At 64.2% G+C, this 15,017-nt stretch carries 12 protein-coding genes and 3 tRNA genes; 5 read left to right on the forward strand and 10 right to left on the reverse strand.

Annotated features, from left to right (window positions below; translation table 11 throughout):
• The first annotated feature begins 76 nt into the window (after positions 1-76).
• The 3 genes from ppsA (at position 77) to AC3WJB_RS11885 (ending at position 3,584) form a co-directional block, all read left to right on the forward strand.
• Positions 77-2,449 (forward strand): phosphoenolpyruvate synthase, encoded by a 2,373-nt coding sequence (gene ppsA / locus AC3WJB_RS11875; RefSeq protein WP_492681775.1) that lies wholly within the window; start codon positions 77-79, stop codon positions 2,447-2,449.
• 96 nt (positions 2,450-2,545) lie between these two features.
• Positions 2,546-2,635 (forward strand) — tRNA-Ser (locus AC3WJB_RS11880).
• 244 nt (positions 2,636-2,879) lie between these two features.
• Positions 2,880-3,584 carry a PP2C family protein-serine/threonine phosphatase gene (locus AC3WJB_RS11885; protein ID WP_492681777.1) on the forward strand — a complete coding sequence of 235 codons (705 nt, stop codon included), beginning with the start codon at positions 2,880-2,882 and terminating at the stop codon, positions 3,582-3,584.
• Here the strand turns inward: AC3WJB_RS11885 and dnaQ are convergent.
• Genes dnaQ through AC3WJB_RS11900 form a run of 3 tightly spaced genes read right to left on the reverse strand, consistent with a single transcriptional unit; the run spans position 3,545 to position 5,490 of the window.
• On the reverse strand, positions 3,545-4,309 hold the full coding sequence (gene dnaQ / locus AC3WJB_RS11890) for a DNA polymerase III subunit epsilon (RefSeq protein WP_492681779.1): 765 nt from the start codon (positions 4,307-4,309) through the stop codon (positions 3,545-3,547). The two genes, AC3WJB_RS11885 and dnaQ, sit on opposite strands and share 40 nt — an antisense overlap.
• The gene (gene rnhA, locus AC3WJB_RS11895) at positions 4,306-4,749 is read right to left on the reverse strand and encodes a ribonuclease HI (RefSeq protein ID WP_492681781.1); all 444 of its coding nucleotides are present in this window, start codon (positions 4,747-4,749) and stop codon (positions 4,306-4,308) included. Before rnhA ends, dnaQ begins: the two co-directional genes overlap by 4 nt.
• Positions 4,750-4,800: 51 nt before the next feature.
• Complete coding sequence (locus AC3WJB_RS11900) at positions 4,801-5,490, reverse strand: class I SAM-dependent methyltransferase (protein ID WP_492681783.1); 690 nt, start codon at positions 5,488-5,490, stop codon at positions 4,801-4,803.
• 211 nt (positions 5,491-5,701) lie between these two features.
• Here AC3WJB_RS11900 and gloB point away from each other — a divergent pair, with 211 nt between their 5' ends.
• Positions 5,702-6,466: a hydroxyacylglutathione hydrolase gene (gene gloB / locus AC3WJB_RS11905; protein WP_492681785.1), complete on the forward strand. Its 765-nt coding sequence runs from the start codon at positions 5,702-5,704 to the stop codon at positions 6,464-6,466.
• Positions 6,466-7,491, forward strand: coding sequence for a lytic transglycosylase domain-containing protein (locus tag AC3WJB_RS11910; protein WP_492681787.1), 1,026 nt, complete (start codon positions 6,466-6,468; stop codon positions 7,489-7,491). The genes gloB and AC3WJB_RS11910 overlap by 1 nt, the downstream gene beginning before the upstream one ends.
• Positions 7,492-7,521: 30 nt before the next feature.
• Here AC3WJB_RS11910 and AC3WJB_RS11915 read toward each other — a convergent pair whose 3' ends face one another.
• The 7 genes from AC3WJB_RS11915 to clpP all read right to left on the reverse strand — a co-directional run bounded on the left by AC3WJB_RS11915 (position 7,522) and on the right by clpP (position 14,998).
• On the reverse strand, positions 7,522-9,426 hold the full coding sequence (locus tag AC3WJB_RS11915) for a SurA N-terminal domain-containing protein (protein WP_492681789.1): 1,905 nt from the start codon (positions 9,424-9,426) through the stop codon (positions 7,522-7,524).
• A gap of 101 nt (positions 9,427-9,527) precedes the next feature.
• Positions 9,528-9,604, reverse strand: a tRNA-Asp gene (locus AC3WJB_RS11920).
• Positions 9,605-9,614: 10 nt separating this feature from the next.
• A tRNA-Val gene (locus AC3WJB_RS11925) sits at positions 9,615-9,689 on the reverse strand.
• Between the two features lie 20 nt (positions 9,690-9,709).
• On the reverse strand, positions 9,710-9,982 hold the full coding sequence (locus tag AC3WJB_RS11930; RefSeq protein ID WP_492683194.1) for an HU family DNA-binding protein: 273 nt from the start codon (positions 9,980-9,982) through the stop codon (positions 9,710-9,712).
• 326 nt (positions 9,983-10,308) lie between these two features.
• Positions 10,309-12,780 (reverse strand): endopeptidase La, encoded by a 2,472-nt coding sequence (gene lon, locus AC3WJB_RS11935; protein WP_492681791.1) that lies wholly within the window; start codon positions 12,778-12,780, stop codon positions 10,309-10,311.
• 193 nt (positions 12,781-12,973) lie between these two features.
• Positions 12,974-14,266, reverse strand: a complete 1,293-nt coding sequence (gene clpX, locus AC3WJB_RS11940) for an ATP-dependent Clp protease ATP-binding subunit ClpX (RefSeq protein WP_492681793.1) — start codon at positions 14,264-14,266, stop codon at positions 12,974-12,976.
• Positions 14,267-14,374: 108 nt separating this feature from the next.
• Positions 14,375-14,998, reverse strand: coding sequence for an ATP-dependent Clp endopeptidase proteolytic subunit ClpP (gene clpP, locus AC3WJB_RS11945; RefSeq protein ID WP_492681795.1), 624 nt, complete (start codon positions 14,996-14,998; stop codon positions 14,375-14,377).
• Between the last annotated feature and the right edge of the window lie 19 nt (positions 14,999-15,017).

Consider the following 15,017-nt stretch of genomic DNA (forward strand, 5'->3'; position numbering starts at 1 on the left):
CACGCCCGCCATCCGGCGGTCCGCTGCCCGGCGCGCGCGCCACATCCTCTTTGGCAAGGTCCTGCAGGAGATCCCCTTGAACGATCTGGTGCTTTGGCTCGATCAGTTGCGCATGTCCGACCTGGGTCGGGTCGGCGGCAAGAACGCTTCACTGGGCGAAATGATCGGCAATCTGGCCAACCTCGGCGTCATGGTGCCGGGAGGGTTTGCCACAACGGCCGGCGCCTTCCAGCAATACCTCGAGCAGAGTGGCCTGGCCGTGCGCATCCGGCAGCGCCTGGCAACGCTGGAGGTTGACGACGTCGACCGGCTGAGGACTGCAGGTAGCGAGATCCGCCACTGGATCATCGACACGCCCTTGGCGCCGGCTCTCGAATCCGCCATACGCGAGGCCTATGCCAAATTGTGCGCCGATGCCGGCAGCACGGACATTGCCGTTGCCGTGCGTTCGTCGGCGACGGCAGAGGATTTGCCGGATGCTTCCTTTGCCGGGCAACAGGAAACCTTCCTCAACGTGGTCGGCATCGATGATGTGCTGCTCAAGGTCAAGGAAGTATTTGCCTCGCTGTACAACGACCGCGCCATCGCCTATCGCGTGCACCAGGGTTACAAGCACGAGGATGTGTTCCTCTCCGCCGGGGTGCAGCTCATGGTGCGCTCGGATCTCGGCGCTGCCGGGGTCTTGTTCACCCTGGACACCGAGTCCGGCTTCCGCGACGTGGTCTTCGTCACCGGCAGCTATGGCCTGGGCGAGATGGTCGTGCAAGGTGCTGTCAACCCGGATGAGTTTTACGTGTTCAAGCCTACCCTTCAGGCCGGCAAACCAGCGGTCCTGCGGCGCAACCTCGGCACCAAGGAGTTGCGCATGGTGTATTCGAGCGCGGCTGGCGAGCGGGTCCAGACCGAACCCACGCCGCCCGACCTGCGCCATCGCTTCTGCCTGACTGACGCCGAAGTGGAAAGTCTGGCCCGGCAGGCACTGGTGATCGAAAAACATTATGGCCGGCCAATGGACATCGAATGGGCCAAGGATGGGCGCACCGGCAAGCTCTACATTGTGCAGGCACGCCCGGAGACGGTGAAGTCCCGCGACCGCGCCGCCCAGCTCGAGCGTTTCCAGCTCGGCGCCAAGGGCAAGGTGTTGGCACAGGGCCGGTCCATCGGGCAGAAGATCGGCGCTGGCAAGGCGCGTGTCGTCCGCTCGCTGAAGGAAATGAACAAGGTGCAGCCAGGCGATGTGCTGGTGGCCGACATGACTGATCCCGACTGGGAGCCGGTCATGAAGCGCGCCTCAGCCATCGTGACCAACCGCGGTGGCCGCACCTGCCACGCGGCAATCATTGCCCGCGAGCTGGGCGTGCCAGCGGTGGTTGGCACCGGCGACGGCATGAGCACCATCCCCGACGGCGCGGAAGTCACCGTGTCCTGCGCCGAAGGCGATACCGGGACCATCTACGATGGCATCCTGAAGTTCGAGCGCATCACGGCCGACCTGGGCGCGATGCCCGAGGCGCCGCTGAAGATCATGATGAACGTGGGCAATCCGGATCGCGCCTTCGATTTCGGCATGTTGCCCAATGCTGGTATCGGCTTGGCGCGGCTGGAAATGATCATTGCCAGCCACATCGGCGTGCATCCCAATGCGCTGCTGCAATACGAGTCCCAGGACGCCGAGCTGCAGGCGAAGATCGACGAGCGCATCGCCGGCTACAAGGACCCAGTAAGTTTCTATGTGGATCGGCTGGCCGAGGGCATCGCCACCATTGCCGCCTCGGTCTATCCCAAGCCGGTCATCGTCCGCCTGTCCGATTTCAAGTCCAACGAATATGCCAATCTGCTTGGCGGCGCACGCTATGAGCCGCACGAGGAGAACCCCATGCTTGGCTTCCGTGGCGCCAGCCGCTATGTGGACCCGTCATTTGCCGATGCCTTTGCGCTGGAGTGCCGCGCCGTCAAGCACGTGCGCGAAACCATGGGCCTGGACAACGTCAAGGTGATGATTCCGTTCGTGCGCACCGTGGAGGAAGGACGCAAGGTGCTCGCCACGCTGGAGAAGAACGGACTGAGGCGCGGCGAGCACGGGCTGCAGGTCATCATGATGTGCGAGATCCCGTCCAACGCCCTGCTCGCCGATGAATTCCTCGAGCTGTTCGACGGGTTCTCGATCGGCTCCAACGACCTCACCCAGCTCACCTTGGGCCTGGACCGCGATTCGGGCATCGTGGCCGGCGCATTTGACGAGCGCAACCCCGCGGTCAAGAAGCTCCTCGCCATGGCGATCCAGGCCGCGCGGGCCAAGCACAAGTACATCGGCATCTGCGGCCAGGGTCCAAGTGATCACCCGGATCTGGCCGAATGGCTCATGGAGCAGGGCATTGAATCGCTGTCGCTGAACCCCGATACCGTGGTCGACACTTGGCTGCGCCTGGCGCGGAAGAAAGCGGCATGACCGGCACCCGCCGCGCCGGCACGAGGCCGTTCAGGCTTGTCTCGTCATGGCGCGCCGCGTAGACTTGCCGGCTCGGCACGGCAGGGCCACGGTTACGGAGAGGTGGCAGAGTGGTCGAATGTACCTGACTCGAAATCAGGCGTAGGTGCAAGCCTACCGTGGGTTCGAATCCCACCCTCTCCGCCAGAAACGCAACCGCCCCCAACCGGGGGCGTTTGCGTTTCTGGCGGAGAGAGTGACGTGGACGAACCCACCGGGTTCGACGCATGCGCCGGGAACGCATGCGGACAGCCGCAGGCTGGCCCCGAGCGCAGCGAGGGGCCAGCATCAGGAGCATGCGAGCCATCCCTACCGCAACTACCCAGTGCCCTGCTTTTGCCCCCACCCCCAACATCCGCCATGCTCTATCCTTCCGCCCTACCCTCTCACCATGCTTGAATTCGGACACGGCACCCACGTCGGCCTGCGCCGCGTGCGCAACGAAGACACCTACTACGCCGATGCGACACTAGGTTTGTTCCTGGTGGCCGATGGCATGGGTGGCCATCGCCACGGCGAGGTGGCGGCGGCGCTGGTGCGCGACACCATGGTCGACCTGGCGACACAGGGCCGCAGCTTGGGCGAAGCGGTGCAAGCAGCCGCCGAACGGCTGCTGGGCTACCCCAGGCGTGTCGACGACGACCTGCCCATGGGCTCGACCATCGCCGCCCTGCAGCTGTCGGCCGGGAGCTACCACGCGGCATGGGTGGGCGACAGCCGCATCTACGGCTGGCAAGGCTCACTGCGCCAGATCAGTCACGACGACTCGGCGCCGCAGGCGCTGCCCGTCATTGGCAGGGCGTCGGGCCCTACCTCGGTTGCGAAGTATGCGCGGCGCGGTGTCCTGACCCAGGCGCTGGGGATCACGCCCGGCGATCGCCTGCGCATTGGCGTTGCCCAAGGCGAGCTGGTCCGCGGCATGGGTTTCTTGTTGTGTACCGATGGCCTGACCGACGGGGTGCTGGATGCAGCCATTGCGCGCGTCATCAGCTGCGCCGCCCTCGCGCCCCAGGAATGCGTAGACCAATTGCTGCTGGGCGCGCTGGACGCGGGCGGTCAGGACAACGTCACCGCCGTGCTGGTGCGTGTGAGCTGAGCCTCCGCTTCCGCAGGCTCATCCGCCAACCGCCAAACGCTGGGTGTCCCTCGCGCCTTGTCCATGGCCTCGAGCCGCGCTTCGTGCAGATCCAGTTCGGCTGCCGTGGCACGCCGGAGCAAGGGTCGCCTGGCCAGCACGCGGGTGCCGCCAGACGCTGCCTTGCGCCCAGCCTGCGGCGGCTCGAAGGCCAGGTTGAAGGCGGTCTGGCCCGAGGTCATCGCCAGGTACACCTCAGCCAGCAGTTGGGCGTCGATCAGGCCGCCATGCAGGCCACGCCCGGAGTTGTCGATGCCGAAGCGGCGGCATAGCGCGTCCAGACTGTTGCGCTGCCCAGGATACTGTTCGCGCGCCATGGCCAGCGTATCGAGCACACGGCAGTGGTCAGCGATGTGGCCGCGGGACACGGGCAACAAGGCAAGCTCGGCGTCGAGAAAGCCGACGTCGAACGCGGCGTTGTGGATGATCAGCTCGGCGTTCCCAACGAAGGTCAGGAACTGGTCCACGACCTCGCCAAAATGCGGCTTGTCGAGCAAAAACTCATCGGCGATGCCAGTCACCGCACGTGCGCCCTCGTCGATCGCGCGGTCCGGGTTGAGATAGGTGTGGTATTCGCGCCCGGTGACCCGGCGCTCCTCGAGCTCGACGCAGGCTATCTCGATCAACCGGTGGCCCTGGCTTACCTCGAGGCCCGTCGTCTCCGTGTCCAGCACCACCTGTCTCATGCCGCATCCCGCCATTGCTCGGCCTGGGCGCGCGCGGCTTGATCGACGCGCTCATTTTCCGCGTGGCCACAATGGCCTCGCACCCATTGCCAACGCACAGTGTGTGCCGCAGCAGCCGCGACCAGGCGCTCCCACAGATCCTGATTCTTCACCGGCTTGTTGTCCGCGGTACGCCAGCCGCGAGCCTGCCAGCGCGACACCCACTGCTCGATGCCTTGCATGACGTATTGGGAATCGGTGGTCAGGGTCACGCTGCACGGGCGGGTGAGAGCCTCCAACGCGCTGATTGCCGCCATCAATTCCATGCGGTTGTTGGTAGTGGCGGCGGCGCCGCCGGTCAGCAGGCGCTCGCGGCCTCGCGCGCGCAGCAAGGCCGCCCAGCCGCCCGGTCCCGGATTGCCGAGGCAGGCACCGTCGGTAAATGCTTCGATTTCACTCATTGCGCAAGCATGGCCGAATTTGCGGCGGCGTGCCAGCGGGGCTGCTCGCCTTCATGCGGTGAGTTTGCGTTGGGCGCTGGGCGACAAGCGTCCGCTGGCCGGCAGATGCAGGGACTCCGTGCGCAAGCGCAGCGGCATCACCAGGCTGCGCTGCTTCTGGGCCACCAGCACATAGCCCCCGCCGATCGGATAAGGCGGCATCGGCATCGGCGCGCCACGCCGGGGCCAGGTGCTGCCCACGCGCTGTACGCCAGTCACCCGCAACCCCGAGCGATGTAGCTCCCGGGCAAGCCGCGATGGGGTGTGCAAACCATGCCCCGCACCTCGCTCCCGCCAGTAGTACCACGGTGCCCAGCCACTGATGGGGTGGATGCCAGTGATCACCAAGGTGCCGCCGGCGGCGAGCACACGCACGGCTTCGCGCAACACGGCCGAGAAGTCACCGACCACGTCCAGCACATGGCCCAGCCAGACCAGGTCGAAAGCATCATCGACGAAGGCCAATGGCTCGTCGGTTGCAGCCGTGATGTCCCCGGCATAGCGTCGGCCGCTGACCCGCAGTTGTGTCCAGTGCGAGAGCAAGGGCAACGCCGGCGGCAGTTGCCCGTTCCCGGCCGAGACCAGCAGGCCATGGCTCCCGGCACAGCGCTGCAATGCCGGCAGCACGGCCCGCGATTGCGCCGCCTGCAGGGCGTTCAATGCCGTGCCGGTGTAAATGCCGCTGTCACGAGCCTCGCGCATGCCTGGCAATCCGTAATCCGCTGCTCGGCGCAGTGTACCCATTGTGCCGTTCAATCGGCATGCCCCTCCCTGTGTCATGTCCCGCATCAGGCACAATGCCCAGGATGAACGGGCAGCAGCCGGAGAAGGAACGGCTCCCTCCGGTTGATGTCGATACGCAGGCGCCAGGCGCCGACACGTACGGCTGGTGGCACCACCTGCAGGAGACGCCATGAACATCGTTCCCCTGCCCGCGCTGGCAGACAACTATATCTGGCTGCTGCATGACCAAGCGGGCAATGCCGTGGTGGTCGACCCGGGCGACGGGGAAGTCGTGCAGCGCGAACTCGAAGTACGCCAATTGCAGCTGCAGGCGATCCTGCTGACCCATCACCACCACGACCATATCGGCGGCGTCGCGCAGCTGTTGGCCGCATCGCCAGTGACCGTGTTTGCACCCGATGATCCACGTATCCACGGCACCACGCATGTCATAGGCGAAGGCGACGTGATTGCGCTCGAGGCGCCCCGCCTGCGCTTCACGGTCATGGCCGTGCCTGGCCATACGCTCTCCCATGTGGCTTTTTTTGGCGAAGGCCTGTTATTGTGCGGGGACACCTTGTTCAGCCTCGGCTGTGGTCGCCTGTTCGAAGGCACGCCGGCGCAAATGCTCGACTCGCTCGATCGCATTGCCGCGCTGCCTGTCGCGACACGGATTTGCCCGGCCCACGAATACACCCAAGCCAATGGACGCTTTGCCCGCATGATCGAGCCCAGCAACCAAAGCCTTGCCGAGCGCTGCGCGCGGGTCGCCAGCCTGCGCGCACGGCAGCTGCCCACGTTGCCCACCACGCTGGCCGACGAATTGCGCAACAACCCGTTTCTGCGCGTGGACAGTGAGGGGGTGCGTGAGTGGGAGCGACGCCAGGATGTTGCCACCAATGGGCGGAATGAACGTTTTGCACGCCTGCGCGCCGCCAAGGATGGCTTCGGCTGATGGTGCCGTTCCATCGCGCGCTGCGGCTCACGCCGCTGCTGTTGCTGGCGGCCTGCGCCAGCGTGCCGACGCCGCGGCCGAAGACTGTTGCCGTCGCCCACCGTGTCACGCTGCCACCGCCGGCAACTTTCGCACCTGACCGGGTCCAAGCCCGCATCGACGATGCCTGGTCCACCCATGTGGACTCAGGCCAACCGTGGGAGGAACTGCGCGAGAGCTTCGCCATGGACGGCTGCCATGCCGACCCGTCGATCATGCGTTGGGCCCGACGCTACACGCGCAATCGCCGTGGCTTCGAAAACAGGCTGCGCACGGCCTTGCCGAAGATTGCCTATATCCAGCAGACCGCGGCCAAATACGGGATACCGGGTGAGTTCGCCCTGCTGCCATGGGTGGAAAGCCGGTACCGGCCGGAAGCGGGCGACCGCAAAGGCTCAACCGGTGCCTGGCAGATCACGCCGGGAACCGCCTCGGCCATGGGCTTGCGCATGAATGAGCGCTACGACGCGCGCCTGGACCTGCAGGCTTCGTCCACCGCCGTGATGCAGCTGCTGCGTCGTTATCACCAGCGTTTCGGCGACTGGCGCATGGTGAACTACGCGTACAACGCCGGCGAATCTGCCACCGCCCGCTTCGTCGATCGGCAAGGCTCGCAGGCAAACCAGACGGCGATTCCTCCATGGCCAGGGCACGCGGTGACGCAAAGGCACCTGAGCCAGTTGCTGGCCATCGCCTGCGTGGTGCGGGAGCCGGCACGCTTCGGGGTCATCCTGCCTGGCCTGCGCGGCGCCCAATACCTCACCGCGGTCCCAGTCGAGAGGACACTCGCACTCGAGACCGCGGCCCGCTACGCCGGCATGCCGGTCGCGACGCTCAAGCGCTTCAATGCCGGCTTCCTGGATGGCGTGATCGACGGCAGTACCGACGTTGACCTGCTCCTGCCGGCGGCCTACGTCGGGCACTACGTCGCAGCCCGCGCCCACGCGGCGCACGAGGCTACCCTTGCCGCTGGCGCCCGCAATTGACGGGGTCGAAAACCAGCGGCCGTGGCCGCCCTACATCAGCGACTTGTTGTATTTGATCTTGACCTTGGAGCGCAACACCGCGATCAATTCGTGGGTAGCCTCGGCCGCGTAGGCCTGTGCCATCTGCTGGCGCAGTGCCGTGTGCTGCTCGGCAGGAATTGCGGCCACGTCGCCGGGCTGCACCTTGTCCAAGGCGAGCAGCGCAGCGCTGCCGTCAGGCATGTCTACTACCGTATACACCGGCTTGCCGTCGACCGGATGTGGCATCAGGAACGCCTGGGTCAGCAACGCCGCTGGCACGGAGGGCATTGAGCGCTGTGCTTCCGTTGTGACCTGCAAGGTCGCACCTGTTTCGGTGGCGATGTCCTGCATGGAGTTGCCCTGGCGCAACCGCGCCAGCAAGGTGTCGGCAGCCTTCCGGCTCGCCTCCACCGTACGCTCTTCGACAATCCGCTTGTCCACGTCCACGCGCACCTCAGTCAACGGCCGCGCCGCAGCCGGGATGTGCTTGTCGACATGGATCACCGCCGAATGGTCGTCACCCAGGTTGATGAGGCCCGAATTGTTTCCCTGCACCATCACGTCGTCACTGAACGCAGCTGCGACCAGCTTGGGATTGCTGGCGATGCCGGAGCCGCCCTGGCGCGAGAACAGGTCGGTACTCTTGATAGGCAAGTCCAGCGCCGCCGCCGCTGCATCCAGCGAGGTCGGGTTCTGGTAGGTCTCGTCGGTCATCTTGCCGGCCACTTCGTTGTACTTCCGGTCGCGGTCGGCCGTGGTGGCTTCCTTGGCCAACTGGTCGCGCACCTCGGCAAAGGGCTTGGAGGCGCCGGCACGGACGTCGCGCAACCAGATGATGTGGTAGCCATCGGAGGACAGCACGGGTTTTGAAATCTCGCCCTTCTGGAGGGCAAACAAGGTTTTGTCGAACGCCGGCGTGGTGACGCCCTTCTCCAGCCAGCCCAGGTCGCCGCCCTGGCGGCTCGAACCGGCATCCTGCGAATCCTTCCGCGCCAAGGCGGCGAAATCCGCCGGCGTGGCCTGCGCGGCAATCTTGTCCGCCTTCTCCAAGGCAGCCTTTTGCTGCTCCGGCGTGGCGTTCGCCGGCACGTCGATCAGGATGTGGGAGGCGAGCCGCTGCTCGGGTTGCACGAAGCGCTGCTTCTCATCCTCGTAGCGCTTGCGCAGGTCGCTCTCACTGGGGGTCTCGTCCAGTTTGAGGTCGGCACCGTTGACTTCGATGTACTTGACCGAAACCTGCTCGGGATTCATGTAGTCATCAAGATGGGCCTTGTAGTACGCCTCAGCCTGGGCGTCGCTCACCGTCTCGTCGATCGACTTCGGCTTGGGCAGCACCATATAGCGCAAGTCACGACGCTGCGTGGCCAGGGCCAGGAACTGGTCGACCTGGTCCTTGGTGATCAAGGCGCCGCTCTTGATCGCCTCCGGCAGAAGCTGCGCGGCGAGCGAGCTGCGCACGTCGTTCTCAAAGGCTTCCGGAGTCTTGCGCTGGCTGGTCAGGAACGTGCTGTAGGCCGTGGGATCGAACTTGCCGTTCAACTGGAACTCGGGAATTGCGGCAATGTATTGGCGAATGGCGTTGTCGGTGACACGCAGGCCCCAGTCACTGGTGGCAGCCAGCAGCAGGCGCTGGTCGATCATCGCGTCCAGTACCTGCTCCTTGAATTCGGGTTTTTCCAGCACGCTGGAATCAAACTGCTCGCCCTGCTCGGCTGCGGCCTGCTGGCGCAGTTGGTTCATGCGATCCTGGAAATCAGTCTGGCTGATCTCCTGCTTGCCGATCTTCGCAACATAGGTCGAGTCCTGCGTCGTCAGGTAACCCTGCATGCCGAAAAACGACATCGCAAACACGGCGATCCCAAGCAGGATGATCGATGGCCAACCGTGCATCTTGTTACGCATTGCCTGGAGCATGGGCTTCTCTCTTGCCTTGTCCCCGGTGACGTTCGCGCTTTGCGGTGCCGCTCACCGGAGCGGAAACAACAAGGGCGCCACACGGGCGCCCTTGCGAACTGTGGCGGAGCGGACGGGACTCGAACCCGCGACCTCCGGCGTGACAGGCCAGCATTCTAACCAGCTGAACTACCGCTCCATATTCCTACTGGTGGGTGCTGTAGGGATCGAACCTACGACCACCGCCTTGTAAGGGCGACGCTCTACCTCTGAGCTAAGCACCCAAACATGGGCGATTAGCCGCTCAGTTTAGGGCATCTTTCAGCGTCTTGCCAGCCTTGAACGCGGGTACCTTGGATGCCTTGATCTTGATGGCTTCGTTGGTGCGCGGATTGCGGCCGACGCGGGCAGCGCGCTTGCGCACGGTGAACGTGCCAAAGCCCACCACCGAAACATCATCTCCCTTCTTCAGGGACTTCTGCACCGTGTTGAAGAAGGCTTCAAGCGCGCGACTCGCGTCCGCCTTGGTCAACTCTGCTGCCTCGGCCACGGCTTGGATCAGATCGGTTTTATTCATTGAAAGACTCCATTGTTGATTTTCGACCCAGTGCCTCGCGCACGACGAGGCGTTGCTAAGGTGAAGTATGGGCTCGTGCCAGATGATTGACGCGACGCCGCGTCGCTGCGCTTTCGATCCGCGCCGGGACTGCGGTGCACCTTTATACCAGTGCGTTACTACGATGCGCAACACAAGCTGTGCCAAGGCTTGCGCCAATCATGGCAAACGAAAAAAGTGCTTGCAATGCGAACCCGAAACCACTACGCGGTTTGTTCCGGCCGGCATGGCCGAAGCATCTGCGGGCGCGGTCCGGATTGTCTCGGACCGCGCCGGCAAAATCCGCGTCAGTGGGTCACCGAATGGTCGACTGCGTCCTCGTTGACTACGGCGGGGGCGACATCCTTCCCGTGCGGCGGATTAGGCTGCAAAGCCCGCTCCAGGGCAATACCCAAGGCTTCCTCGATCCAGCGCACGGGGTGGATATCCATCGATGAAGTGATGTTGGCGGGCATCTCGGCCAGGTCCTTCTTGTTGCCTTCTGGAATGATCACCGTGGTGATGCCGCCGCGATGCGCGGCAAGCAGTTTTTCCTTGAGGCCACCAATTGGCAGGACGCGCCCGCGCAACGTGATCTCGCCAGTCATGGCGACCTCTGAGCGCACCGGCACCCTGGTCAGCACCGACACCAGCGCGACGCACATGGCCACACCTGCGCTCGGACCGTCCTTCGGCGTGGCACCCTCGGGAACATGGAAGTGCACGTCCAGCTTTTGGTGGAACTCCGGATCGATGCCCAGTTGGTCGACCCGTGCACGCACGACCGACAGCGCAGCCTGCACCGATTCCTTCATGACGTCGCCCAGGTGCCCTGTGTGCAGCAGCCGGCCCTTGCCAGACACCACCGAGCACTCGATGCTGAGCAGCTCGCCACCCACCTGGGTCCAGGCCAGTCCAGTGACCAGGCCAATCTCGTTCTGCTGCTCCTTGCGTCCGAAATCGAAACGCCGCACGCCGAGATAATTTTCCAGCTTGGCGGCGTCGACCTTGACCACGGCAGGGGTCTTGACCTTGGCTACCTTCTTCGCGGCACCCTTGCCCACTTTCGCCTTGCGCACTTCGCCAAGGGTCAGCTCCTTGACCACCTTGCGGCAGATCTTGGAAATCTCGCGCTCGAGGTTGCGCACGCCCGACTCGCGCGTGTAATAGCGCACGATGTTGCGCAGCGCGCCCTCGCCAATCGCCACCTCGTCCGGCCGCAGGCCGTTGGCCTTGAGCTGTTTGGGCAGCAGGTATTTCTTGGCGATGCTGAGCTTCTCGTCCTCGGTGTACCCCGGGATGCGGATGACCTCCATGCGGTCGAGCAAGGGACCGGGGATGTTCAAGGTGTTTGCGGTCGCGATCCACATCACCTCGGACAAGTCGAGGTCCACTTCCAGGTAGTGGTCGTTGAACGCGTGGTTCTGCTCCGGATCCAGGACTTCAAGCAGCGCCGACGAGGGATCGCCGCGAAAGTCCATCGACATCTTGTCGATCTCGTCCAACATGAACAGCGGATTGTGGCTGCCCACCCGGTTGAGGTTTTGCACGATGCGGCCCGGCATCGAGCCGATATAGGTGCGTCGGTGGCCGCGAATCTCGGCCTCGTCACGCACCCCGCCCAGGCTCATGCGCACGAACTTGCGGTTGGTGGCGCGCGCGATCGACTGCCCCAGCGAAGTCTTGCCGACGCCAGGTGGCCCGACCAGGCACAGGATCGGCCCCCTCATCACCTTGACCCGCTGCTGCACGGCCAGGTACTCGACGATGCGGTCCTTGACCTTTTCCAGGCCATAGTGGTCGGCGTCCAGTACCTGCTGGGCCACGCGCAGGTCCTTGCGCACCTTGCTGCGCTTCTTCCACGGCACGCCAACCAGCCAATCCAGGTAATTGCGTACCACGGTAGCCTCGGCCGACATCGGCGCCATCTGCTTGAGCTTCGTGAACTCCTGGCGGGCCTTGGCCAGCACCACCTTGGGCATGCCTGCCGAATCAATCTTGCGCTGCAGCTCCTCGACTTCGTTCGGCGCTTCCTCGCCGTCGCCCAGCTCTTTCTGGATCGCCTTCAGCTGCTCGTTGAGGTAGTACTCGCGCTGGCTCTTTTCCATCTGCGACTTGACCCGACCGCGGATACGCTTTTCCACCTGCTGCAAATCCATCTCACCGTCGACCAGGCCGATCAGCAGCTCGAGGCGCTTGCCCACGTCGGCAGTCTCGAGCACTTTCTGCTTGTCGGCCATGCGCACCGACAGGTGTGCCGCGATCGAATCGGCCACGCGCGACGGATCCTCGATACCGGCCAGGGTCGCCAGCACTTCCGGCGGCAATTTGCGGCTCTGCTTGACCAACTGCTCAAACAGCGAAATCAGGGTGCGCGAAACCACGTCCAGCTCACGCTCCTCGGCCGCGTAAACCGGCTCGACGACGCGCGACTGGGCCATCAGCATGCCGTCGGCTTCATGCACCTTTTCCAGGGTCACCCGCGACTGGCCCTCGACCAGGACCTTGACCGTGCCATCGGGCAGCTTGAGCAGTTGCAGGACGCTGGCAAGCGTACCCACCGCATGCAGGTCGGCAGCCTTCGGGTCGTCGGTATCCGGCGCCTGTTGCGCCACGAGCAGAATTTGGCGCTCGCTTTCCATCGCCCGCTCCAGCGCACGCATGGATTTATCCCGTCCGACAAACAGCGGTATGACCATGTGTGGATAGACCACGACATCGCGCAACGGCAATACCGGCAACACGTCGGACAAGGCGGGTGAAGCTGGGCTCTTGGCCATGAGGGAAAGTTTCCTCGCAGGAATGGGGGTCAGGATGCCATGCCGGCGTACCACCGGCCATGCCTAGCACATGGAGGCGCACCTGCACGCACTCAAGCGGCAACATTGCCCGCACGCGGATGCAGCGGAACGCACGGGATTCCAGGTGGCTGGGCCTGGCTGGTCCAGTCGTCAGCGCCGCGCCAGGCGGCAGTCAGGCAGCGCCGCCGCCCTCGTTGGCAACGCGCTGCTGCAGGTTGCCACGGTAGATCAGGTAGGGCTCGGCCTTGCCGTCGATGACGGCGTCGTCCACCACCACCTTGCTCACATGTTCGAGCGAGGGCAGCTCGTACATGGTGTCGAGCAGCACCTGCTCCAGGATGGTGCGCAGGCCGCGTGCGCCGGTCTTGCGCTTGAGCGCCTTCTTGGCAATGGCCTGCAAGGCCTCGGGGCGGAACTCCAGTTCCACCTCTTCCATTTCGAACAGCTTCTTGAACTGCTTGGTGACCGCGTTCTTCGGCTCGGTGAGGATCTTCACCAGCGCCGGCGCGTCCAGCTCATCCAAGGTGGCTACCACCGGCAGGCGACCCACGAACTCTGGAATCAGACCGAAACGGACCAGGTCGTCCGGCTCGACGTCAGCCAGAACCTTGCCGAGGTTCTGCGTGCGTTGCTTGCTGCGCACCTCCGCGGAAAAGCCGATGCCAGTGTGCTCGGAGCGCTGCTGGATGATTTTTTCCAGTCCGGAAAACGCCCCGCCACAGATGAACAGGATGTTCTTGGTGTCCACCTGCAGGAACTCCTGCTGCGGGTGCTTGCGCCCACCTTGCGGTGGCACCGAGGCCAAGGTGCCCTCGATCAGTTTCAGCAGCGCCTGCTGCACGCCCTCGCCGGAGACATCGCGGGTGATCGACGGGTTCTCGCTCTTGCGTGAAATCTTGTCGATTTCGTCGATGTAGACGATGCCGGACTGGGCCTTTTCCACATCGTAGTCGCACTTTTGCAGCAGCTTCTGGATGATGTTCTCGACGTCCTCACCGACGTAGCCCGCCTCGGTGAGCGTGGTCGCATCGGCGATGGTGAACGGGACGTTGAGCAGGCGCGCCAGCGTCTCGGCCAGCAGGGTCTTGCCCGAGCCGGTCGGGCCAATCAACAGGATGTTGGACTTGGCCAGCTCGACCTCGTCACTCTTCTGCCGCGATTCGATGCGCTTGTAGTGGTTGTAGACGGCGACCGACAGCGCCTTCTTGGCCCGCGTCTGTCCCACCACGTATTGGTCCAGTGAATCGCAGATCTCGCGCGGCTTGGGCAGTTGGGTGTGTCCGGAGGCGGCCTTTTCCTCGAGTTCCTCGCGGATGATATCGTTGCACAACTCGACGCATTCATCGCAGATGAATACGGAGGGGCCCGCGATCAGCTTGCGAACCTCGTGCTGGCTCTTGCCGCAGAACGAGCAGTAGAGGATCTTGCCGCTGTCGCTGGAACGGCCCTGCCGGTTGTCACTCATAGCCTTGAACCTGCCACCGGTAAGTTTGAACGCGCTCGGAGAATAACACAGGCCCTACGCGCCACCGCCCGTGCACGCAAGTGGCGGTACGCAACGGCGTTTTTCGTCTCATGCCGATTTGACGGTATCGACCGGCCGCCGCTCGAGCACCTCGTCAATCAGGCCATAGGCCTTGGCTTCCACGGGGTTCATGAAGCGGTCGCGCTCCAAGTCGGCCTCGATGCGCTCCAGCGGTTGGCCGGTGTGGTCGACGTAGATCTGGTTCAGCCGTTTGCGGATGTACAGGATTTCGCGCGCCTGGATCTCGATATCGGTGGCCTGGCCCTGCGCGCCGCCGGACGGTTGGTGGATCATGACGCGCGAATTCGGCAGCGAGTAGCGCTTGCCTTTGGCGCCGCCGGCCAACAGCAGCGAGCCCATGCTGCAAGCCTGGCCGATGCACATGGTGCTGACGTCCGGCTTGACGAACTGCATGGTGTCGTAAACTGCCAGCCCCGCGGTTACCGCGCCGCCCGGACTGTTGATGTAGAACTGGATGTCCTTGTCCGGGTTCTCGGATTCCAGGAACAGCAGCTGGGCCACGATCAGATTGGCCACGCTGTCGTTGACCTCGCCGACCAGGAACACCACGCGCTCCTTCAGCAGCCGCGAGTAGATGTCGTAGGAGCGCTCGCCGCGGGCGGTCTGCTCGACGACCATGGGCACCAGATTGAGGTTACGGATGGGATCCATGTGTTTGCGTCTCGCAGTG

The sequence above is a fragment of the Rhodanobacter sp. FW510-R10 genome (assembly GCF_058781105.1).